Annotated in this window: 17 protein-coding genes; 11 read left to right on the top strand and 6 right to left on the bottom strand. The window is 61.6% G+C overall.

Going from position 1 to position 22619, the window contains the following annotated elements:
• Positions 1 to 81: 81 nt before the first annotated feature.
• The 7 genes from DKY63_RS03015 (at position 82) to DKY63_RS03045 (ending at position 11149) form a co-directional block, all read left to right on the top strand.
• Complete coding sequence (locus DKY63_RS03015) at positions 82 to 2085, top strand: DUF1302 domain-containing protein (RefSeq protein WP_110962754.1); 2004 nt, start codon at positions 82 to 84, stop codon at positions 2083 to 2085.
• A 41-nt stretch (positions 2086 to 2126) separates the two neighbouring features.
• Entirely contained in the window at positions 2127 to 3485 is a 1359-nt protein-coding gene (locus DKY63_RS03020; protein ID WP_110962755.1) for a DUF1329 domain-containing protein, read from the top strand.
• 150 nt (positions 3486 to 3635) lie between these two features.
• Positions 3636 to 4742, top strand: a complete 1107-nt coding sequence (locus DKY63_RS03025; RefSeq protein WP_110962457.1) for a WD40/YVTN/BNR-like repeat-containing protein — start codon at positions 3636 to 3638, stop codon at positions 4740 to 4742.
• 16 nt (positions 4743 to 4758) lie between these two features.
• A complete protein-coding gene (locus tag DKY63_RS03030; RefSeq protein ID WP_110962756.1) occupies positions 4759 to 7278 on the top strand; it encodes an efflux RND transporter permease subunit in 2520 nt (839 codons plus the stop codon).
• 7 nt (positions 7279 to 7285) lie between these two features.
• Positions 7286 to 9064: an acyl-CoA dehydrogenase C-terminal domain-containing protein gene (locus DKY63_RS03035; RefSeq protein ID WP_110962757.1), complete on the top strand. Its 1779-nt coding sequence runs from the start codon at positions 7286 to 7288 to the stop codon at positions 9062 to 9064.
• A 21-nt stretch (positions 9065 to 9085) separates the two neighbouring features.
• Positions 9086 to 10729, top strand: coding sequence for a fatty acid--CoA ligase (locus DKY63_RS03040; protein ID WP_110962758.1), 1644 nt, complete (start codon positions 9086 to 9088; stop codon positions 10727 to 10729).
• A gap of 204 nt (positions 10730 to 10933) precedes the next feature.
• On the top strand, positions 10934 to 11149 hold the full coding sequence (locus tag DKY63_RS03045; RefSeq protein WP_110962759.1) for a hypothetical protein: 216 nt from the start codon (positions 10934 to 10936) through the stop codon (positions 11147 to 11149).
• Positions 11150 to 11179: 30 nt separating this feature from the next.
• Here the strand turns inward: DKY63_RS03045 and DKY63_RS03050 are convergent, their stop codons facing one another.
• Positions 11180 to 12499 carry an OprD family porin gene (locus DKY63_RS03050; protein WP_110962760.1) on the bottom strand — a complete coding sequence of 440 codons (1320 nt, stop codon included), beginning with the start codon at positions 12497 to 12499 and terminating at the stop codon, positions 11180 to 11182.
• 247 nt (positions 12500 to 12746) lie between these two features.
• Between DKY63_RS03050 and DKY63_RS32080 the strand changes: the two genes are divergently transcribed.
• Both DKY63_RS32080 and DKY63_RS03055 read left to right on the top strand, forming a co-directional pair.
• Positions 12747 to 13148 carry a hypothetical protein gene (locus DKY63_RS32080; protein WP_162634832.1) on the top strand — a complete coding sequence of 134 codons (402 nt, stop codon included), beginning with the start codon at positions 12747 to 12749 and terminating at the stop codon, positions 13146 to 13148.
• Entirely contained in the window at positions 13108 to 14478 is a 1371-nt protein-coding gene (locus DKY63_RS03055; protein ID WP_162634834.1) for a diguanylate cyclase, read from the top strand. The genes DKY63_RS32080 and DKY63_RS03055 overlap by 41 nt, the downstream gene beginning before the upstream one ends.
• 20 nt (positions 14479 to 14498) lie before the next feature.
• On the opposite strand, the gene DKY63_RS03060 is transcribed toward DKY63_RS03055, so the two are convergent.
• A complete protein-coding gene (locus DKY63_RS03060) occupies positions 14499 to 15086 on the bottom strand; it encodes a TetR/AcrR family transcriptional regulator (protein ID WP_110962762.1) in 588 nt (195 codons plus the stop codon).
• Positions 15087 to 15223: 137 nt separating this feature from the next.
• Between DKY63_RS03060 and DKY63_RS03065 the strand changes: the two genes are divergently transcribed.
• On the top strand, positions 15224 to 16411 hold the full coding sequence (locus tag DKY63_RS03065; protein ID WP_110962763.1) for a YbfB/YjiJ family MFS transporter: 1188 nt from the start codon (positions 15224 to 15226) through the stop codon (positions 16409 to 16411).
• Positions 16412 to 16427: 16 nt separating this feature from the next.
• Here the strand turns inward: DKY63_RS03065 and DKY63_RS03070 are convergent, their stop codons facing one another.
• Positions 16428 to 18212, bottom strand: a complete 1785-nt coding sequence (locus tag DKY63_RS03070; RefSeq protein WP_110962764.1) for a SulP family inorganic anion transporter — start codon at positions 18210 to 18212, stop codon at positions 16428 to 16430.
• A gap of 219 nt (positions 18213 to 18431) precedes the next feature.
• Between DKY63_RS03070 and DKY63_RS03075 the strand changes: the two genes are divergently transcribed.
• Positions 18432 to 19205: a ParA family protein gene (locus DKY63_RS03075; RefSeq protein WP_110962765.1), complete on the top strand. Its 774-nt coding sequence runs from the start codon at positions 18432 to 18434 to the stop codon at positions 19203 to 19205.
• A gap of 132 nt (positions 19206 to 19337) precedes the next feature.
• Here DKY63_RS03075 and DKY63_RS03080 read toward each other — a convergent pair whose 3' ends face one another.
• The 3 genes from DKY63_RS03080 to DKY63_RS03090 form a co-directional block, all read right to left on the bottom strand.
• The gene (locus tag DKY63_RS03080) at positions 19338 to 20126 is read right to left on the bottom strand and encodes an SDR family oxidoreductase (RefSeq protein WP_110962766.1); all 789 of its coding nucleotides are present in this window, start codon (positions 20124 to 20126) and stop codon (positions 19338 to 19340) included.
• A 30-nt stretch (positions 20127 to 20156) separates the two neighbouring features.
• Complete coding sequence (locus DKY63_RS03085) at positions 20157 to 21731, bottom strand: amino acid ABC transporter permease/ATP-binding protein (RefSeq protein WP_110962767.1); 1575 nt, start codon at positions 21729 to 21731, stop codon at positions 20157 to 20159.
• A gap of 64 nt (positions 21732 to 21795) precedes the next feature.
• On the bottom strand, positions 21796 to 22587 hold the full coding sequence (locus DKY63_RS03090) for an ABC transporter substrate-binding protein (protein ID WP_110962768.1): 792 nt from the start codon (positions 22585 to 22587) through the stop codon (positions 21796 to 21798).
• Positions 22588 to 22619: the final 32 nt, after the last annotated feature.

Genomic DNA, 22619 nt, shown 5'->3' on the forward strand with positions numbered 1-22619 from the left:
CACTCCTGAAACGCAGACCCGAAGAGGTTTGCGAGAGGGCGGCTGCGCTTAAAACAAATAGAAAAAGGCGGAGACAACGCAATGCACAACACCAAGAGTCACGGCTTCACCGCTCCACGCTACAGCCTGCTGGCGTCGGCCATTCTCGCCGCCATCGTGCCGACTGCCCATGGGGTAGAGATCGATACGGGGAATCCGGACTGGACGATGCGTGTGGACAACACCATCAAGTACAACTACGGCGTACGCACTGAAAGTGCCGACAAGCGCATGTTGGGAACGCCGAACAACAACGACGGCGATTACAACTTCCGCAAGGCCGGTACCAACATCACCAACCGTATCGACCTGTTGACCGAGATGGACGTGGTCTACCAGAACGCCATGGGCTTTCGCGTCAGCGCCGCCAGCTGGTACGACAAGGCCTACGAGAACACCGGTTCCAACTCCAACCCGTTCGTCAACGGCAATGGCTCGACTTCCGGCCTGGTTGCCAACGACCCGCGCCTGGCCGCCGTCACTAATGACAACGTTGGCAACGGCAGCCCGCACCTGAGCAACTACGCCCAGCGCTATTACACCGGGCCTTCGGGCGAAATCCTCGATGCCTTCGTGTTCTACAGCACCGAAGTGGGCGAAGAGTCGATGCTCAGCGTCAAGGCCGGCCAGCACAACGTCTATTGGGGTGAGACCATCCTCAACCCGGTGCACTCGATGAGCTACGGCCAGTCGGGCCTGGACCTGGCCAAGCTGGCAGCGTCGCCGGGCACCGAAGCCAAGGAGCTGTTCGTTCCGCGCAATCAGCTGTCGATGTCGTTCACCGTCAACCCGGAGTTGACCCTCGGGGCGCAATACTTTCTCGACTGGGACGCCGCCCGTCTTCCAGAAGCCGGAACTTACTACGGCGGCTCCGACCTGGTCGGTTTCGGCGCGCAGTCGTTCCTGCTGGGTAACACTAATGCTGTCGTGCCTGGCAGTCCTCTGGGTTGCGGCCTGGCGCCGTGCAATGCGTTGACCAACGTGCGTCGTGGCCATGACCTGACCCCGGACAAGAGCGGCGACTGGGGCCTGATGGCCAAGTGGTCGCCAGCCTGGCTGGACGGCACCCTCGGCGTTTACTACCGCGAAACCTCGGAGATCCTGCCGCAGGCCTGGCTGGACGCCCGTGGCATCAGCTCGGCCAACGCCAACGGCACCCGCCCGGCAGGCCAGGTCCCCGCGGTGGTCAACACGCTCAATTCCCTGAGCACCGCCACCTATCAACTGGCTTATGCCGACAACATCAAGATCTTCGGCCTGAGCCTGTCCAAGGACGTGGGCGGCGTGAGCGTGGGTTCGGACCTGAACATTCGCCACAACATGCCGCTGGCCAGTATCCCGGCGATCGTCAGCACCAACAGCCCGCTGGGTCTGGGCCAGGGCCTGGGCTTGTTGCCGCCTCGTACGGCAGCGACCGGCGTGGTCTATGACACCCCGCACAAGGGCGACAGCATGGCCGCCACCGGCGACACGCTGCACTGGACGATCAACGGCCTGATGACCCTGCCGAAAACCCCGGTTTTCGACCAGGCAACCGTGCTCACCGAGCTGTACTACAGCAACCTGCTCAAGCTCGACAGCAAAAATGAGGCGCTCTACAAGGGCAAGGATTCCTATCGCGGCATCGACGCGCCGACCCGGGACAACTGGGGCATCGCGGTCAACTTCACACCGACCTGGTACCAGGTGTTCCCCGGTGTCGATCTCAACGCACCGATGTCGGTCAACGTCGGTATCGATGGCGTGTCGCCAGTCTCCGGTGGCGGTGCCAAGGACACCGGCAACTATGCCGTCGGCCTGGGTGCCGTTGTGTACAACAAATACTTCGTCGACCTGAAGTACGTGGACTCCTTCGGCAAGACCGACAAATGCAACGTCAGCGGTGTGAGCACCGGCCCGACCGGCGGTGACGGCTCCACCCCGAACGCCTTCAGCGGCAACGAAAACTATGCCTGCTACGCCGGCGGCTACTCGTCCTTCTCCGGAGGCGGTGCCACGACCGAGGATCGCGGCGCCCTGTACCTGACGATGAAAACCACTTTTTGATTCACCACTGATTTGCTCGACGCAAGCAGGAGAATACAAAGATGAAATTTGCTTATACCGTTTTGGCCGCATCGCTCTCTCTCGTCCTGGCCGCCCAGGCACAGGCCGCCGTTTCCGCTCAGGAAGCCGCCAAGCTGGGCACCAGCCTGACCCAGGTAGGCGCGGAAAAGGCCGGCAACGCCGATGGCTCGATTCCGGCCTACAGCGGTGGCCTGACCACGCCACCGGCCAGCTTCAAGTCCGGTGACAGCATGCGTCCGAACCCGTTTGCCAGTGAAAAACCGCTGGTGGTGATCGACGGCAAGAACGTCGACAAGTACAAGAACCTGCTGACCGCCACCACGGTGGAACTGGCCAAGCGCTTCCCGACCTTCCGTGTCGACGTGTACCCGACGCACCGCACCGTTTCGCTGCCCCAGGCCATTCTCGACAACGGTGTGAAGAACGCCAGCGGCGCCAAGTCCCTGGAAGATGGCCTGGCCATCGACAACGTGCTGCCGGGCGTGCCGTTCCCGATCCCGCAATCGGGCAGCGAAGCGATGTGGAACTTCCTGCTGCGTTATCAGGGTGTGAACATCAGCTCCAAATACGACTCGTGGAACGTCGACTCCGCCGGTGTGCCAAGCCTGGCGATCACCGGGCAGGCGTTCATTTCCTACCCGATCTACGAGAACCTCTCGCAGCCGATCAGCAGCGCCGACGTCTACTACCAGATGAAGCTGGCCTACACCGGCCCTGCGCGCCGCGCCGGTGAAGCGGTGATGCTCAAGGACGCCGCCAACCCGCTGCAACAACCGCGTCGCGCCTGGCAGTACCTGCCTGGCCAGCGCCGGGTGAAGCTGGCACCGAACCTGGCCTACGACACGCCGAACCCGGGTACCGCCGGTGCGGGCACCTACGACGACGTGTTCGTGTTCAACGGTGCGTTGGATCGCTACGACTGGAAGCTGGTGGGCAAGCAGGAAATGATCGTGCCCTACAACACCTACAAGCTGACGTATGCGCAGGATCCGAAGTCGCTGACCACCGCCAACCACCTGTCTCCGGACTACGTGCGTTGGGAAAAACACCGCGTCTGGGTCGTCGAAGGCAACCTCAAGCCCGGTGCCCGTCACATCTACGCCAAGCGTCGCTTCTACCTCGACGAAGACAGCTGGACGGCTCTGGCTTCGGACCAATATGACGCCCGTGGTCAGCTCTACCGTGGCTCCTTCGCCTTCCTGAGCCAGAGCTATGACAAGCAGGTGCCGGATTCGACGCCGTTCATGATCTACGACCTGGTCGGCGGCTCCTACAACATCAACGGCGTGGTCGGCCCTTACGGCGGCATCAAGTACATCGACCCGCTCTCCAAGGCCCAGTGGTCCTCGGAATCCCTGGCAGGTGCCGGTATTCGCTAAGCCAACCTCACTGTAGGAGCGAGCCTGCTCGCGATGAACCCGAGAGCGACGCGGGCATCCAGAAAGCACGCGTAATCGTTAACGACCATCGCGAGCAGGCTCGCTCCCACAAGTGTGTGCTCCGACGCGATTTTCCGAAGAGGACGCGGTATGTGTTCGTATAAAAATAATTATTTGCAGCTGGCCTGTGGTGTGGTGTTGAGCGTGTTGCAAGGCGTCAGCTTCGCAGCCGATTACGTCGATGTACTGGACTTGCCCGCCCGGGTCAGTGCCTTGTCCGTCAACAGCCCGTTGTCCGGCATGACCCGCGCAGGTTCGCGGGTGATCAGCGTCGGCCAGCGCGGCCATATTCTGTTTTCCGATGATTCAGGGTTGCACTGGCAACAGGCCTCGGTGCCGGTCAGTGCCGACCTTACTGCCGTGAATTTCCCGACCGCGAGCCAAGGCTGGGCGGTGGGCAATGACGGCGTGGTGCTGCACAGCAGCGATGCCGGCGCGACCTGGCAAAAACAACTCGACGGTCGCCAGATCGGCAGCTTGCTGATCGAACATTACTCGGCTCTGGCCAAGGCAGAGCCGAACAACGAGCAATGGCCCCAGTTGGCCACGGAAGGCCAACGTTTAATGGATCAAGGCGCGGACAAACCGCTGCTCGACGTCTGGTTCGCCAATGAAAAAACCGGCTATGTGGTCGGCGTGTTCAATCTGATCCTGCGCACCGACGATGGCGGCCAGACCTGGACGCCGTTCCAGGACCGCACCGATAACCCGCAGGGTTTCCACCTCAATGCCATCGCCTCAACGGGTGATGCGCTGTACATCGCCGGCGAGCAGGGTCTGTTGCTCAAGTGGGACGACAGTGCGCAACGCTTCACTGCCGTAGAGACGCCGTATCAGGGCAGCTTCTTCGGTGTGCTCGGCAAGCCCGGCGAAGTGCTGGTCTACGGCCTGCGCGGCAACGTGCTGCGCAGCAGCGATGGCGGCCAGAGCTGGGCCGCCCTGGACAGCGGCCTGCACCTGAGCATCACCGCGGGGCTGATCGATGCCGCTGGTCACTACCGCCTGTTCACCCAGGGCGGGCAGATGCTGGTCAGCCAGGGGCAGGGCGCGCAGATGCACCTGGTGCAGCAGTCGGCTCCAGCGCCGGTCGCCGGTGCCACCCAGGCCGCCGACGGCCAGCTGGTGCTGGCGGGCAGCCGTGGCGCCCGCACACTGCCAGTCGCACCTGTCCCCAAAGCCGCCGCCATCGAACCCTAAGAGCGAGAACCCAGACATGGGCAATATCAAACAAGACGCCATGCCGGTGATCCGCGACCTGCGCGATTTCGACCAGCGCTCCGGCAACCTTCTGGAACGCCTGGTGTTCAACTTCCGCCCGCTGTTCATGCTGCTGATGGCGCTGACCACGGTGCTGCTGGGCTACATGGCGATCACCCGCCTGGAGCTGCGCCCCAGCTTCGAAAAAATGATTCCGCAGAGCCAGCCCTACATCCAGAACTTCCTGGAAAACCGCGCCTCGTTGCGCGGCCTGGGCAACTCGGTGCGGGTGGTGGTGGAGAACACCCATGGCGATATTTTCGACCCCGAATACCTGGACGTGCTCAAGCAGGTCAACGATCAACTATTCCTCACCGACGGCGTCGACCGCGCCTGGATGAAGTCGCTGTGGAGCCCGGGCGTGCGCTGGACCGAAGTCACCGAGGACGGTTTCCAGGGCGGTCCGGTGATGCCCGACACCTATTCGGGCAAGCCGGAGCAGATCGAGCAGTTGCGCCAGAACATCGCCCGCGCGGGTCTTGTGGGCAGCCTTGTGGCCAGCGACTTCAAGTCGAGCATGCTGGTGGTGCCGCTGCTGGACAAGGCCGCCGCCGGTGGCCAGCGCATCAACTACCACGCCTTTTCGCAGATGCTCGAAGAGCAGCTGCGCGACAAGATCGAATTCGCCGGTGACGCTTCGGCGCGCAAGTCAGGCGAGGAGGGCAAGGGTCCGTACAAGGTACGTGTGATCGGTTTCGCCAAGCTGATGGGCGACCTGATCGACGGCCTGATCCAGGTGATGATGTTCTTCGGCCTGGCCGTGGTCACCTCGCTGGTGATCATTTATGCCTACACCCGGTGCGTGCGCAGTACCTTGCTGGTGGTCGGCTGCTCGCTGATCGCGGTGGTCTGGCAACTGGGCATCGTCGCCTGGCTGGGCTACGCCATCGATCCGTATTCGGTGCTGGTGCCATTCCTGATCTTCGCCATCGGCGTGTCCCACGCGGCGCAGAAGATGAACGGCATCATGCAGGACATCGCCCGGGGCACCCACAAGCTGATCGCCGCGCGCTACACCTTCCGCCGCCTGTTCATTGCCGGGGTCACGGCGCTACTGGCCGACGCCGTGGGCTTTGCGGTGCTGATGCTGATCGACATCCCGGTGATCCAGGACCTGGCGATCACCGCCAGCATCGGCGTCGCGGTGTTGATCTTCACCTCGCTGCTGCTGATGCCGGTGGCGCTGTCCTACATCGGCGTCGGCGCCAAGGCCGCCGAGCGCGCGCTGAAAATCGACACCCGTGCCGAGAAGAGCAAAGGCTTCGGCCGCTTGTGGGACCTGCTCGACCGCTTCACCACCGCCAAATGGGCGACCGCCGCCGTGCTGGTAGCAACGCTGATGGGCGTCGGCGGTTTCGTGGTCAGCCAGCAGCTGAAGATCGGCGACCTGGAAAGCGGGGCGCCGGAGCTGCGCGCCGACTCGCGCTACAACCGCGACAACGCCTACATCACCAGTCACTACGCGCTGTCCAGCGACCTGTTCGCGGTGATGATCAAGACCGCGCCCGAAGGCTGTCTGAACTATAAGACCCTGATCCTCGCCGACCGCCTGGCCTGGGAGCTGCAGCAGTATCCGGGCGTGCAGGCCACCGCTTCGCTGGTCAACGCGGTACGGCAGATCACCGCCGGCACCTACGAAGGCAACCCCAAGCTCAACAGCATCCAGCGCAACCAGGACGTGCTCAACTACGCCGCCCAGCAAGCCTCGGTGAACTCGCCGGAGCTGTTCAACACCGACTGCTCGCTGATGCCGGTGATCACCTTCCTCAAGGACCACAAGGCCGAAACCCTCGACGCCGTGGTGGCGATCGCCGACAAGTTCGCCCGCGAGAACAGCACCCCGGATCGGCAGTTCCTGCTGGCCGCCGGCAGCGCCGGGATCGAGGCGGCGACCAACATCGTGGTGCGCGAAGCCAACCACACCATGCTGCTCTACGTGTACGCGGCAGTGACGCTGTTCTGCCTGATCACCTTCCGCAGCTGGCGGGCCACGCTGGTGGCGCTGCTGCCGCTGGTGCTGACTTCGATCCTCTGCGAGGCGCTGATGGTGGCGATGGGCATCGGCGTGAAGGTCGCGACCCTGCCGGTGATCGCCCTCGGCGTCGGCATCGGCGTGGACTACGCCTTGTATCTCTTGAGCGTGCAATTGCACTTCCAGCGCCAGGGTTTGCCGCTGTCCCAGGCCTATCGCAACGCCGTGTCCTTCACCGGGCGAGTAGTGGGGCTGGTGGGCATCACCCTGGCCGCCGGCGTGGTGTGCTGGGTCTGGTCGCCGATCAAGTTCCAGGCCGACATGGGCATCCTGCTGACCTTCATGTTCCTGTGGAACATGCTCGGTGCGCTGATCCTGATTCCGGCGCTGTCGTACTTCCTGCTGCGCGAAAAGGTGCCTGCCACTGGTGCCGTTGCAACCCCCGACAACATTGAAACCACTGAACGTCCGGGCGTACCTCATGCCCTGACCACTTCCGAGTAAGCCAACAATGTCTGACTACAAAGCACCCCTGCGCGACATGCGCTTCGTACTCAACGAGGTTTTCCAGGTATCGCGGCTATGGGCCAGCATGCCCGGCCTGGCCGAGGTGATCGACGAAGAAACCGCCGCCGCGATCCTCGAAGAGGCCGGCAAGATCACCGGTGAAGTCATCGCACCGTTGAACCGCCCCAGCGACGAACAGGGCTGCACCTGGAGCAAGGACACCGTCAACGCGCCAGAGGGCTTTGCCCAGGCGTACCAGGCATTTGCCGAGGGTGGTTGGGTCGGTGTCGGTGGCGACCCGCGATTCGGTGGGATGGGCATGCCCAAGGCCATCTCCGCGCAGGTGGAAGAAATGGTCAACGCGGCCAGCCTGTCGTTCGGCCTGTACCCGATGCTGACGGCAGGCGCCTGCCTGTCGATCAACGCTCACGCCAGTGAGGAACTGAAAGCCGCTTACCTGCCGAACATGTACGCCGGCACCTGGACCGGTTCCATGTGCCTGACCGAAGCCCACGCCGGCACCGACCTGGGCATGATTCGTACCCGCGCCGAACCCCAGGCCGACGGCAGCTACAAGGTCAGCGGCAGCAAGATCTTCATCACCGGTGGCGAGCAGGACCTGACCGAAAACATCATCCACCTGGTGCTGGCGCGCTTGCCGGATGCACCGGCCGGACCCAAGGGCATCTCGCTGTTCCTGGTGCCCAAGGTGCTGGTCAATGCCGACGGATCCCTGGGCGAACGCAATTCGCTGTACTGCGGCTCCATCGAACACAAGATGGGCATCAAGGCTTCGGCCACCTGCGTGATGAACTTCGACGGTGCCACTGGCTGGCTCGTCGACGCGCCGAACAAAGGCCTGGCGGCGATGTTCACCATGATGAACTACGAGCGTCTGGGCGTTGGCATTCAGGGCCTGGCCCAGGGTGAGCGCTCCTACCAGAACGCCGTGGCGTATGCCCAGGATCGCATCCAGAGCCGTGCGCCCACCGGCGCGCAGCACAAGGACAAGGCCGCCGACCCGATCATCGTGCACCCGGACGTGCGCCGCATGCTGCTGACCATGAAGGCCTTGAACGAAGGGGGTCGCGCGTTCTCCAGCTACGTCGCCTTGCAACTGGACACCGCCAAGTACAGCGATGACGCCACCACTCGCAATCGCGCCCAGGAACTGGTGGCGCTGTTGACCCCGGTGGCCAAGGCCTTCCTGACTGACATGGGCCTGGAAACCACCTTGCACGGGCAGATGGTCTTTGGCGGCCACGGCTACATTCGCGAGTGGGGCCAGGAGCAATTGGTGCGTGATGTGCGCATCACCCAGATCTATGAAGGCACCAACGGCATCCAGTCCCTCGACCTGGCCGGGCGCAAGATCGTCGGCAGCGGCGGGGCGCTTTACCGTCTGTTCGCTTCGGAAATTCGCAACTTCTCCGCCAACGCCGGCGCCAATCTGGGCGAGTTCACCAAACCGTTGAACGCAGCGGTGGATGTGCTCGACGAACTGACCCACTGGCTGCTGGATCGCGCCCAACACAACCCGAATGAGGTCGGCGCGGCCTCGGTCGAGTACCTGCACGTGTTCGGCTACACCGCCTATGCCTACATGTGGGCGATGATGGCCAAGGCCGCCCTCGATGCGGACTCCACGGATGATTTCTACTCCAGCAAACTGGCCACCGCGCGTTTCTACTTTGCCCGCCTGCTGCCGCGTATCCACTCGCTGAGCGCTACGGCCAAGGCCGGCAGTGATTGCCTCTTCGCGCTGCAAGCCGATCAGTTCTGATAGAACAAGGAACCTTTAATAATGATGGCGACAAAAATAATTCCGCCCGCCGAAGGCGCTTATGCCTACCCCTTGCTGATCAAGCAATTGCTGCTCTCCGGCGTGCGCTATGAGCCAGGTCGGGAAATCGTCTACGCCGACAAACTGCGCTACAGCTACCAGACCCTCAACCAGCGTATCCGTCGCCTGGCCAATGCGCTGACCGCCGCCGGGGTCAAAGCCGGTGACACCGTGGCCTTGCTCGACTGGGACAGCCATCGCTACCTGGAATGCTTCTTCGCCGTGCCGATGATCGGTGCGGTGCTGCACACGGTGAACATTCGCCTGTCGCCGGAGCAGGTGCTGTTCACCATGAACCACGCCGAGGACGATCTGGTGCTGGTGCATGACGACTTCGTGCCGCTGCTCGAGCAGATTCAGGATCGGCTCACCACCGTCAAAGGCTACGTCCAGCTCAGCGACAACGGCGCCGCCGATACCTCGCTGCCTGTGGTTGGCGAGTACGAGCAATTGCTGGAGCAGGCTTCGGATCAGTACGACTTCCCCGATTTTGACGAAAACTCGGTGGCGACCCTGTTCTACACCACCGGTACCACGGGTGACCCGAAAGGCGTGTACTTCAGCCATCGGCAACTGGTGCTGCACACCCTCAATGCCGTGGGCAGCCTCGGCGTCTATCAGGGCCAGCCGTTGCTGCGTTCCGACGACGTGTACATGCCGATCACGCCGATGTTCCACGTGCATGCCTGGGGCGTGCCGTATGTGGCGACACTGATAGGGCTCAAGCAGGTTTATCCGGGTCGTTACGAGCCCAACAGCCTGGTGCGATTGTTCCGCGAAGAGAAGGTCAGCTTCTCCCATTGCGTGCCGACCATTCTGCAAATGATCCTGAACTGCGAGGAGGGTTCGAAGACCCGCTTCGACGGCTGGAAAATCCTCATTGGCGGCAGCGCGCTACCTTTGGGTCTCGCCACGGAAGCCAGCAACAGAGGCATGGTGATGCACGCCGGTTACGGCATGTCGGAAACTTGCCCGCTGCTGTGCCTCACCTACCTGCGTGATGAAGACCGCGCCAAGCCCATGTCGGAACAGTTGCCAAGCCGGGTCAAGACCGGCACGCCCATCCCGATGGTCGATTTGCGCATCGTCGACGCCAGCGGCAACGACGTGGCCCATGACGGCGAATCCCTGGGCGAAATCGTGGTGCGCGCACCGTGGCTGACCCAGGGCTATCTGAAGTCAGCGGAAAAAGGCGCCGAGCTGTGGGAGGGCGGCTGGCTGCACACCGGCGACATGGCCTCGATCGACCCGCAGGGCGGGGTGGAGATCAAGGACCGGATCAAGGATGTGATCAAGACCGGCGGCGAATGGATCAGCTCCCTGGAACTGGAAAGCCTGATCAGCGAACACCCGGCGGTGTCGTCCGTCGCGGTGGTCGGTATCGCCGACGAGCAGTGGGGCGAACGCCCGATGGCCATGGTGGTGTGCGAGGCGGGGCAATACCTGGACCGCAAACTGCTGGAAGCGCACCTGCAAGCCTTCGTCGACGGCGGGCGGATCAACAAGTGGGCGATCCCCAAGCAGTTCAAGTTCGTCACCGAAATCCCCAAGACCAGCGTTGGCAAGATCAACAAGAAGCTGATTCGCGAGACCGAGTCGGGCTGAAAAGCTTGATCCAACCCCTGTAGGAGCGAGCCTGCTCGCGAAAAACGCCCAGACGACGCGATCCTTCAGACAAGGCGCGTAATCGTTGACGTCCATCGCGAGCAGGCTCGCTCCTACAAAGGTAATGCGAGCCTGGTGTGGCTGAAACATTGACGCAACAAAGGCCCCGTAGCATTCGCCTCACCAAATCAGAAGGGATCCAGGATGAATCGGCCATCGAGAAGCTTGCGCAAACTGCTTGATTCTGTCGCCAGCAATAATGAAGCGGCGGCGCTGGACGTGATGCGTGCCAGCGAGCAGCTCAAGGATGAGGTATTGCGTCAACGGCTGCTCAACCTGATTCATCGCCTCAACCAGGACGCCATCGACTTGCGCATGGCGCGGGACGAGATTCAGGGCGGCGTCATCAAACTCGCCTGACATTCCCCACGGACTCGGGCCGCGGATGATTCAAAAGTGCCCGAAATTGAGCGGGTACTCGACCACGATGTAGATCCGGTCGATGTCATCCCCGGCCTGAGCGCTGTTGGCCCGATGGGTCACTTGGGACAGTTTCACTGACAAATCCTTTGCCGGGCCTGACTGCACGACGTAGTGCAGATCGATATCCCGCTCCCAATGGCGTCCGCCATCCCCTTGTTGCGGGACGAACTGACCGGTATCCGGATCGAACGGGTTGTACGCACCCCCTTGCGGTGCATGGGTGCCGTCAATGCCGCGACCGGTCACATAACGGGTCATGAACGTCAGGCCGGGAATGCCGAAGGCGCCCATGTCGAGGTCGTAGCGCGCCTGCCACGAACGCTCGCCGGGGCCGTTGAAGTCGGCGTATTTGATGGAGTTGGCGAGGTAGATCGAATCGCCCCCGACAAAGTCGAACGGCGTGTCACCGTGGATCTTTTGATAGGCCAGGGTGAAGCCCTGGGCCCCGACCTTGTATTTCCCCGACAGGCTATAGGCGGTGTTATCAATCGTCCCGGCCGCAGCGTCGCCGTAATCCCGGGTGTGGTAGACATTGCCGTCGATAAAGAACCCGGATTGCGTCAGGTGCAGGTTGGCGTAGTACTGCCGCCAGGTTTCGCTCAGCTCCGAGGCGTACAGCGCACCGCCCACCGGCTGGTCTTCGAACAATTGCGCGCCAAGGAAGCTGATGCCGCCGGTATCGGTGCTCACCCCGTAGCCGGTGAAGTCACCTTTGCCGGTCGACGCGTCCTGGTTCTTGAAGGCGGTGAAATGCCCGGCCTGCACATGCACAGCGTCCGACTCACGGCTGTCGAACAGAAAACCCGTGGCGTATTCCGGTTGCAGACGCTTGTCAGCGGTGTCGAACACTGGGGTTTCCACGGTCATCTCACCGTAGGCCAAGGTGGTTTTTGACGCGCGCAGTTTCAGCGCGCCACCGGCGCTGGAGTAGTCGCTGTCACTGCGACCATCCGAGTCCAGCGGCAACAGGCCCGTGCCCGAATGCCCCTTGCCGCCGTCGAGCTTCACACCGAGAAAACCGTGGGCATCAATGCCGAAGCCAACGGTGCCTGGCGTGAAACCGGAGGCAAACGAAGCGATGAACCCTTGGGCCCATTCCTGCTTGTAGTTCTTGTTCGCCGGGGTTGGGGAGCGGTAGTCGCTTTGCAGGAAGAAGTTGCGGTTCAGGACGTTGAGTGACGAACCCTCCATGAAGCCTTGAGCTTCGGGTTCACTGGCCATGGCTGTCCCGGTGGCGGCCGGGAGGAGTAAAAGCAGCCAGTAAGTGGCTCGCGGTTCAAATGGCATGAGCGATATTTTCCAGTGCCGGTCAGGTACATGACGGAGCGGGTATTGTCCCGGCTATCTGGAGCACGGCGATTGTATGAATGTGCCCACTCTGTAGGTGTAGGAGCGAGCATGCTCGCGATGAACCCGAGAACGCCACGGGGTGTCAGGCCCCCCGCGTCATCGTTGACGACCATCGCGAGCAGGCTCGCTCCTACAGTTATGGCGCCGGGCTACACTTTCTCGATCCGTTTGACGGAATCCATGTATGCCGACTCCATACCGTTCAGGCTCCCGATTTCGCCGTTTTTTTGCCTACATCAATGCCCGTCCGCGGCAGACGGTGTTCGTTTTTTTTGCGGGGGTGTTTGCGGTGACGTTGGTGCTGGCGGCCCGCCAGTATTTTCTGGGTTTCGAACGCCAGGTCGACCAGCGCGAGCACCGCTTGCAACTGCACGCGGTTGCCGTCGACATGACCATCGATAACGGCAAGAACCAGTTGCGGCTGTTGCGCAATGTCGCTGAACGCCTGCTGCAGGACGAGCAGGCCACGCAAGGTGATACGGATCTGGATTCTGCCCTGCAACAAGCGTTGCAAGCGCGGGGGGAGTCCGGTTTGGGGATTATCTGTGACGCCCAGCGATGCCCCGGTGCGTGCCATCGGCGATGAGCAACTGGCGGCGATTCCCGGTTTGTTCCGCGACAGTCGAACCTTGCGTCAGGACCTGATTCTGTCCCGTACCCTGAGTCAGATGTTTCCCGCGCAATACCAGGCAAAACGCTACATCGAGCATGTTCTCTATGTGTCGACCACCGGGGTGGTGGTGGCTTATCCGCGAATTCCCGATGAAAAGCTGCCGGCGGTGCTCAAGGCGTTTGCCGCCTCCAGGCTTATTCGGCCCCGTGCGCAGAGTACAAGCGGGGCCGATGTTGCCTTCATGATTATCCAGGCAAGGCAGGTTTTCCTCGGCGCCCGGTTGTTGCTCACTACATCGCTGATTTCCAATGGCGTGCCACGGGGCGCCATCCTCTTCGAGGTGTTGCAGCAAAGGCTGCAGGATTACCTGTATGCCGGGACACCGCCCGATGAATTGCATGTGCTGCTCGATCAGCGTGGATCGCTGATTGCCACCAATCAGGAAACCTTCAACGACCAGGAAGGCAACTGGCTCAATACTTTGCCCGAGACCGTCTCCGGGCTCTCCATGCCGGCCATGTTCCAGTCAGGCAAAGGCGTGCTTCGTGGTGGCGATGATCTGTATTTCTATCGGGTCCTGCACGATTCCGAACTGTTGCTGCTCAACAAGGTGTCAATCAACGAGCTGCGCTGGTCGGTGATCGAACAGTTCAGCTCGATTTTCATCTTCGTCTGGTTATCGCTTGCCGCGTTATTGGTCGTGACGCTGTTCGTCGTCGATCATTTGCTGCTCAACCAGATGCGACTGAATGCCCGGCTCACCGAACTCGGGCTGGTCGATGCGCTGACGCAACTGGCCAACCGGCGGCGCCTGCAAGCGGATTTCAAAGGGTTGGTCAGGCGGCTTCAAGGCAAGCAACCCATTGCGTTGCTCATGATCGACATCGATCGATTCAAGTTCATCAATGACAATTGGGGGCACACCACCGGCGATGAAGTGCTCAAGCATCTGGCGACCCTGTGCCGCGCATTGGTTCGGCCCCATGACCTGGTGGCGCGCTACGGTGGTGAAGAATTTTGCGTGATGCTGCCAGCGACGACACTGGACGATGCCAGCAGGATCGCCGAGAAGCTGCGCATCGGTATCGAACAGTCAGTGTGTCTGCCGGATCCGGTGATGATGCTGGCGTCGGCACCGTCAAGGGAGGTTCACTTGACGGTGTCGATCGGGGTGGCGGAGCTGGGGGCCGATCAGGTCACCGGGCTCGAAGCGCTGGTGGCCAAGGCTGACCGGCGCTTGTATGCGGCCAAGGAGAATGGCCGCAATCAAGTGGTCAGCGATGACCATTTGGTGTCGGATTAAGCTGCGGGCTGAATGCGTTATCACCCGGCTTGCGGATGCAACAGGATCGCCACCAGCGAATCGGCAATGTCCTGCAGGCGTTGCGCGTCCTGATACAGGCGTTCGATCACCACAATTCCCCGGGTCTGACTCACCACCAGTCGTGCCGCTGCGACGGGGTCCAGGGCCAGGCGCTGTTGTGCCTCTTCGCTGGTAAAGCGCTCGACGAGCAACGCCTCCAGACCATCGAGCAAATCGCGCAAGGCCAGGCGAATCGGTTCGCTGTTGGCGGCTTCGTCGATGGCGGTCTTGGTGGTCAGGCACCCCCTTGGCGGGGTGCCCTGGGTCATGGAGCCAATGGTGTAGGCGAAAAACGCCTTGAGCGCGCGGTCCAGTTGCGGTTCGTCCAGCGCCTCGCGCGCGGCTGCCAGAAATCGTGCCTTGTAGCGGGCAAACACCTCGAGGAACAGCGCCTGCTTGTCTCCGTAGGCGTTGTACAGCGAACCGCGCAGCACCCCCGTAGCCTCTGCCAGCTGCGGCATCGAGGTTGCACCGAAGCCCTGTCGCCAGAACAGCTCCATGGCCAGATCCAGGGTCTGTTCTTCGTTGAATTGACGTACTCCTGCCATGTCGATCGTCCTGCGTGAAGGTTGTGAGGGAGATCTTGACATGCCTGTCAAACATGTCAACACTGCCAACCATGACAGGCCTGTCAAAGATGATTGATCTCCCTTGCACCTCCGTGGCGAACACCGAAGGAGTCCCCATGCGCAGTACACAACCCCACCCGTTACATGCAGTCCTTGCCGGGCTCTGCGCCAGTCTGGTTGGCATAGGCCTGGCGCGTTTTGCCTATACACCGCTGGTGCCGGCGCTGATCGAAGCGCACTGGTTTGCCGCCAACCAAGTGATTTATCTGGGCGCGGCGAATCTGGTCGGCTATCTGGCCGGCGCCTTCTGCGGTCGCCCACTGGCTCGGATGTTCACTGCCAGACGCAGCCTGCGATGGATGATGCTGCTGGTCGCGCTGGCGTTCTTCGCTTGCGCGTTGCCGTTGTCGGTCCTGTGGTTTTTCATCTGGCGCTTTGTCTCGGGCCTGGCCGGGGGCGTGATCATGGTGCTCGCGGCTGGCACGGTGTTGCCGTACCTGCCGGGCGCGCGAAAGGGGCTGGCCAGCGGGGCGATTTTTCTCGGCCTGGGACTTGGGATCGCCGCTTCGGGCACCGTGGTTCCGCTGTTGTTGGAGCTGGGACTGCGCGAAACCTGGATCGGCCTGGGTGTGATTGCGCTGCTGCTCACCGTGATCAGTTGGACGGGCTGGCCGCCAGCCGTTGCGCCCGCCGCAGCGCCCGTGTCCGGTAAAGCTGCCGCCGCGTCGGGGCTGGGGCTGGTTTATGTGCAATACGCCTTGATGGCCGTAGGCCTGGTACCAATGATGTTGTTCCTGGTCGATTACGTGGCCAGGGGGCTGGCGTGGGGCACGCATTCGGCCGCCAACCTTTGGGTGGTGTATGGCCTGGGGGCCATCGTGGGGCCGGTTGCCTACGGTGCATTGGCCGACCGAATCGGCCACGCGGCCACCAATCGGGCGGCACTGATCAGCCAGTTGCTCGCCGTCAGTGTGCTCGCACTGTCGAACCAGACGCTGTGGCTGGTGCCGGCCGTGTTCGTGATTGGCAGCTTTCCACCGGGCATCGTGCCCATCACCCTCGGACGGGTGCAGCAACTGGCCGCGGATCCGGTCGCCCAAGGCGCTGCCTGGAGCCGCGCCACCATCATCTTCGCCTTGTTCCAGGCGCTGGCCGGCTACGCCTATTCCTGGTTGTTCGCCAGCACCCATGGCAACCATGTGCTGCTGTTCTGCATCGGTGGGGCGGCGGTTGCGCTTGCCCTGTTGAGCGAGGCGTTGTGGGTGACGGTGCGGGCTTTCGGGCGTCGCGAGGCTTTGGGCTGATGCTCCCGCTTCCCGATCAGGCCCCCCAGGATTCCCCGTCCTGGCGGGCCACGGGGTTGGCCGTCAGGTAGCTGCCGACGGCGTCGTCGATGGTCGGGAAGAACGCCTTTTCACCGAGTTTCTCGTACAAACCAAAGCGCTTGAGCTTGTCCTTGACCGGGTCTTTCATCTCGGCCAGGCACAACTCGATCCCCGCCGCGTAAAGGGTGTCGTCCAGTTCGGCGAGCATGTCGGCCGAGGTCACGTCGACGCTGGTGATGGGTTCGGCGGCAATCACCAGCCAGCGTACCGGCGTTGGTGAGGCGGCCACGGCGTCGAGAATGCGGTCGTGGAACAGTTCGGCATTGGCGAAAAACAGCGAAGCATCCCAGCGAAACAGCACCAGGCCGGGAATCAGGCTGGCGTCGGTGTAGCGCTGGATGTCATGGAAACCCTTGACGCCCTTGGCCTGGCCCAGCACGGCGGAGTAGGGCCGCCAGCCATCCCAGAGAAATTCGATGACGGCGATCACGATGGCGATGCCGATGCCCTCGATGGCACCGAATACGGCCACGCCGATGGTGCAGACGATCGACAGCCAGAATTCCCAACGCTGAATGCGATAGATGCGTCGCAGGTCGGCGACTTCGATCAGGCCAATGGCCGAGGCAATCACCACCGCCGCCAGCGCGCTGGTGGGCAGGTCTTCCAACAGATTCGGCGCCGCCATCAACAGCACGGCGACTGCCAGCGCGCCGACCACACCGGTCACCTGGGTTTTCGACCCGGCGGCCTCGGCCACCGGAGTGCGTGAAGAGCTGCTGCTGATGGGAAAGCCCTGGAAAAATCCAGCCGCCAGGTTGGCAAAACCCAGGCCGGCCATTTCCTGATTGGGATCGACATAGGTGCGGGTCCGCGCCGCATACACCCGGGACAGCACGCTGGTGTCGGCGAACGAAACCAGGGCCACGGCGCAGCCGCCAATGATCACGGGGACGATGTCTTCACGGGTGATCCACGGGATGGCGAACGCCGGCAAACCTTGTGGCAGTTGCCCAAGCACTGACACTCCGGCGCGCGCCGCAAGGTCCAGCATGCCGACGACAATGGTCGCGCCCGCCACGGCAATGAGGATGCTCGGGATGCGCTTGTTGCTCTTGAGTGAAAGGATCACCACCAGCGTGGCCGCGCCCACCAGAAAGGCAGTCCAGTTGGCCTTGGCATTGATGATCGCCATGGCGATGGCCCACAGGTTTCTCAAAGGGCCGGCGGAATCGATGGAAAAGCCGAACAACTTCGGCAGCTGGCTGATCAATACCGTCAGCGCGATGCCGTTCATGTAGCCGTAGCGGATCGGTTTGGACAGCAATTCGGTGATGAAGCCCAGGCGTGCGATGCCCGCCAGAATGCACACGCCCCCCGAGACTATCGCCATCATGCTCGCCAGCGCCACGGCGCGAGCGGGGTCGCCACCCGACAGCGGCAGGATGACGGCGAGGATAACGGCGGCCAGTGAGGAATCCGGCCCCAGCACGAGGATTCGGCTGGGGCCGAACAGTGCGTAGGCGATCAGGGGAACGATGGTCGCGTACAGGCCATAGATGCCGGGTACACCGGACGCCACGGCGTAGGCGATGCCGACCGGCACCAGCATCGTGGTGAGTACCAGGCCGGCCAGGATATCGTTGCGCAACCAGGCGATCCGGTATTCGCGCAACATTCGAAGCCCGGGAAGCCAGCGGCTCCAGCCGGTGTCAGCGCTGCCTTTGTGTGCGATGCGACCCGGCTCCGGTACTGGCGGCGAAGAATCCGATTGGCTCATGGCGCTGTGGTCCTTTACCTGACTAGGCGAACAACTAGACGTTAGCTCAATCGCACAACTTGCAAGTCACTTCAGGGTCAATTTCAAAGACAACTTCAAGCGTTAGAACCGAAAGCGCTTTGGTTGTCTTGAAAATGCAACAAATATGTCATTTGGAAACATTTCTGAAATATTTCATTCTTATGATTGGGAGAGGTTCTTACTAAGGTTGTCGGTCTCATGCGTCGAGCGGTTTTCAATCAAAAAGGAGGCGTTGGCAAGTCAAGCATCGCCTGCAATCTCGCGGCGGTCAGTGCCGCGGAGGGCTACAGGACGTTGCTGGTGGATCTCGATCCGCAGGCCAACTCGACTCACTATCTGACAGGACTTACAGGCGATGACATTCCCGTGGGGATCGCCGATTTCTTCAAGCAGACCCTGTCCAGCGGCCCGGCCAGCAAGAAGAATCGCGTGGCCATCACCGATACCCGTTACAACAACCTGCATCTGGTCACCGCCAGCCGCGAACTGGCGGACCTGCAGGCCAAGCTCGAATCGAAGTTCAAGATCAACAAGCTGCGCAAGCTGCTGATCGAACTGTCCGAGGATTACGAGCGCATTTACATCGATACGCCGCCGTCGCTGAACTTCTACACCTACAGTGCGTTGATCGCCGCCGACCGGGTGCTGATTCCGTTCGACTGCGACAGCTTCTCCCGGCAGGCGCTATACAACGTCATCGCGCAGGTGAGCGAATTGCGCGCTGACCACAACGAGTCGTTGATCGTGGAAGGGGTGGTGGTCAACCAGTTCGAGGCACGCGCCAGTTTTCACAAGACGCTGATCGACGAACTGGTGGCCGAAGGTTTGCCGGTGCTGCCCGACTATCTGAGCAGCACGGTGAAGATGCGTGAATCCCACGAAGCCTCGGTGCCGATGATTCATCTGGCACCACGACACAAGCTTTCCCTGGAGTTCGGAAAACTGTTTTCGGCTTTGGAACAAGCCAGCTAATCCCCGGACCTCCTGTAGGAGCGAGCCTGCTCGCGATGGTCGTCAACGATGACGCGGGAAACCTGACACCCCGCGGTGTTCTTGGGTTCATCGCGAGCATGCTCGCTCCTACAGGGGCGCGCGGGTGGTTGTTTATTGGCTGGAACGCACGGCCCCGCCATCGATCAGCAGGTTTTGCCCGGTGATGTAGCTGGCGTGGCTGCTGCACACGAAGGCGCAGAGTGCACCGAATTCCTCGGGCGTGCCGAAACGCTTGGCAGGAATTTCACGGCGGCATTCGTCGAGGAATTCCTCACCGGTCAGCCCCATCTCCTCGGCAGCGCCGAGCAGGTTGTCGCGCAACCTGTCGGTGTCGAATGAACCCGGTTGCAGGTTGTTGATCGTGACATTGCGACTGGCAATGCTGTCCTGGCGGGCAAGCCCCGCGACGAAGCCTGTCAGGCCACTGCGCGCACCGTTGGACAAACCCAGGCTTTCGATCGGCGACTTCACCGCACTGGAGGTGATGTTGATGATCCGACCGAATCCGCGTTCCGCCATGCCGTCCACCGTGGCCTTGATCAGTTCGATCGGCGTGAGCATGTTGGCATCCAGCGCCTTGAGCCAGACATCGCGGTCCCAGTTGCGGAAGTCGCCGGCAGGCGGGCCACCGGCGTTGTTGATCAGGATGTCGAAATGCTCGTGGGCGTTCAGGGCGGCTGTCCGACCTTCGGGCGTGGATATGTCTCCAGCGACGGCGATGACCGTCACTTCGGGATTAAGCGCACGAAGCTGATCGGCGGTTTCATTCAAAATCCGTTCGCCCCGTGCGGTGATCACCACGTTCACACCTTCGCGCACCAGCGCCTGCGCACAGGCCTTACCCAACCCCTTGCTGGCGGCACACACCAGCGCCCAGCGTCCTGCAATTCCAAGATTCATGCGTGATTCCCTGAAAAAGAAGCTCAATGATCAGTGGTGGCTGATGACAGCCGCCGGCTCAGGCCTTTGCAACGTTTCAGCCAGGTCCGGCGAGCGGCTGCCAATGCCCATGAAGCGTCGCACACGTTCGCCTTCGGCACTGCAGCGGATGGTGTCAGGTGCGGCGTCCAGTTGCACATTACCGTTTTCCATGAACACCACCCGGTCTGAAATCGACATGGCGAAGTCCATTTCGTGGGTCACGATCAGCATGGTCATGCCTTCTTTGGCCAGGTCGCGGATCACGTTGAGCACGTCGTTGACCAGTTCCGGGTCGAGGGCCGAGGTGGGTTCGTCGAACAGCATGATCTGCGGTTCCATCGCCAGGGCCCGGGCGATCGCCACGCGCTGTTGTTGACCACCGGAGAGCTGCTGCGGGTACTTGTGGGCATGGGCCAGCAGGCCGACCTTGTCCAGCAGCGCATAGGCACGATGCTCGCTCAATTCACCCGGCTGGCCATGGTAACGAGGCGCCAGGGTGATGTTGTCGAGAATGGTGCGGTGGGGGAACAGGTTGAAGTTCTGAAACACCATGCCGATGTGCCGCACGCCCTTGCGCAGACGCGAGCTGTTGGGCTTGTCCGAGGCTTCGATGAATGTCTCGCCGAACAGCGAAATCTCGCCGGTATCGATGGTTTCCAGGCCGTTGACCGTGCGGATCAGCGAGGTCTTGCCCGAACCGGAAGGCCCGATTATCGAGACCACCTGACCGTATTCGACATTCAGGTCGATACCCAGCAGCACTTTGTGGGTGCCATAGCTTTTCTGGATGTTCTTGAGTTGCAGGATCGGCGTCGAATTGTTGCCGGCGGCCTTTGGCGCGGTATCGGGCAAGGCTTCGGCGCTGGCCTTTAGTTTGGCCACGGCGGCCGCGTCGAGGGCGTGCGGCTTGCGGAAGTTAAGGTCCAGGTGGCGTTCCAGGCGCTGCAGGAAATAACCGAATACCGTGACGATCAACACGTAGTAGACGCCGACGGCGGCCAGTGTTTCCAGGACCAGGAAGTTGGTGGCGTAGAGGCGTTGGCCGACGGTGAGGATTTCGGTCAGGGAGATGACCGAGACCAGCGAGGTCAGCTTGACCACGGTGATGTATTCATTGATCAGCGTGGGCAACGAAATACGAAAGGCCTGGGGGATCACGATCAGGCGTTGCATGCCGAACAGGCCGACACCCAGGGCGCGCCCGGCTTCCCTTTGACCCTTGGCCACGGAGATCAGCCCGCCACGATGGATTTCCGCCATGTACGCCGCTTCAGTAACCACCAACGCCAGCAGGCCGGAATAGAAGGGGTCGGACAGAATCGAGCCGCTGCCGGGAAACAGTTGCGGCAGGTTGTAGACGAAGACCACCAGCACCAGCAACGGGATGCTGCGGAAGAACCAGATATAGACCGACGCCGGAATGCGCAGCAACGGTGATTGCGAAAGCTTGGCGGTGGCCAGGAGAAAGCCCAGCAACATGCCGATGAACCAGGCCAGGGCGCTGAGTTGGATCACCGTGACGCAGGCATGCCAGAAGTCGGGAAGGGAAAACAGGGAGAGGAAATACGACCAATCGAATTGCATAGGGCACCTCGATCTGCCGCCCCGGTGAAGGGGTGGCAGATAACCAGACTAAAAGGACAGATACTTAGTTGGCGGTCGGTTCTTCCAGGCCGTACTTTTTCAGGATAGCGGCGTATTCACCGCTCTTTTTGGTTTCCTCGAAGGCCTTCTGCACCGCCTGATAGGTGGCGTCATTGCCTTTCTTGACGAAGATACCCAGGGTTTGCTGGTAGATCGGATGCTCGGTGGTGATCACCACCCGGCCATTGGTCTTTTCCGCGATCATTTTGGCGGCGCCAGCGATTTCCACCTGGGCCTGAATGTTCTTCGACAACAAGGCCTGGGTCACTTCAGGGGCCGAAGGGTATTCGCTGACGGTGATCGCACCCTTGTTGTTCGGCACGCAGTATTCATCGGACAGCTTGCGGAATTCCTTGACCCAGGTGGTGCCTTGTTCCAGGCCCAGTTTCAGGCCGCACAGGTCTTCAGGCTTCTTGGCGTTGAGTTCGCTGCCCTTGGGCACCATGACCGAGGCACCGGTGTTGGCATAGGCGATGGTCTGCGCCTGGGTCTGGCGTTCCGGGGTGATGTACATGCCGGAAATGACCGCGTCGTATTTGCCGGAGTTCAAGCCCAGGATCAGGCTCGGGAACTTGGTGTCGACGAACTCCACCTTGGCGTTCATGTGCTTGGCCAGAGCCGTTGCCAGCTCGGGGTCCGAACCCACCACGTTCTTGTCCTGGTCGTAGGACTCGAACGGCGGGTAGGTGATTTCCATGCCGACCTTGAACGTGTCCGCCGCCATGCTCATCGAGGCACCGAACACGCCGGCTGCCAATACAGCCAGGCTCAAGAGGTTCTTCTTATTGTTTTTCATTTTTTACTGACTCCGGCGTAGGTAGGGTGTAG

It is taken from the genome of Pseudomonas putida (genome assembly GCF_003228315.1).
GTDB classification, from domain to species: Bacteria; Pseudomonadota; Gammaproteobacteria; order Pseudomonadales; family Pseudomonadaceae; genus Aquipseudomonas; species Aquipseudomonas putida_S.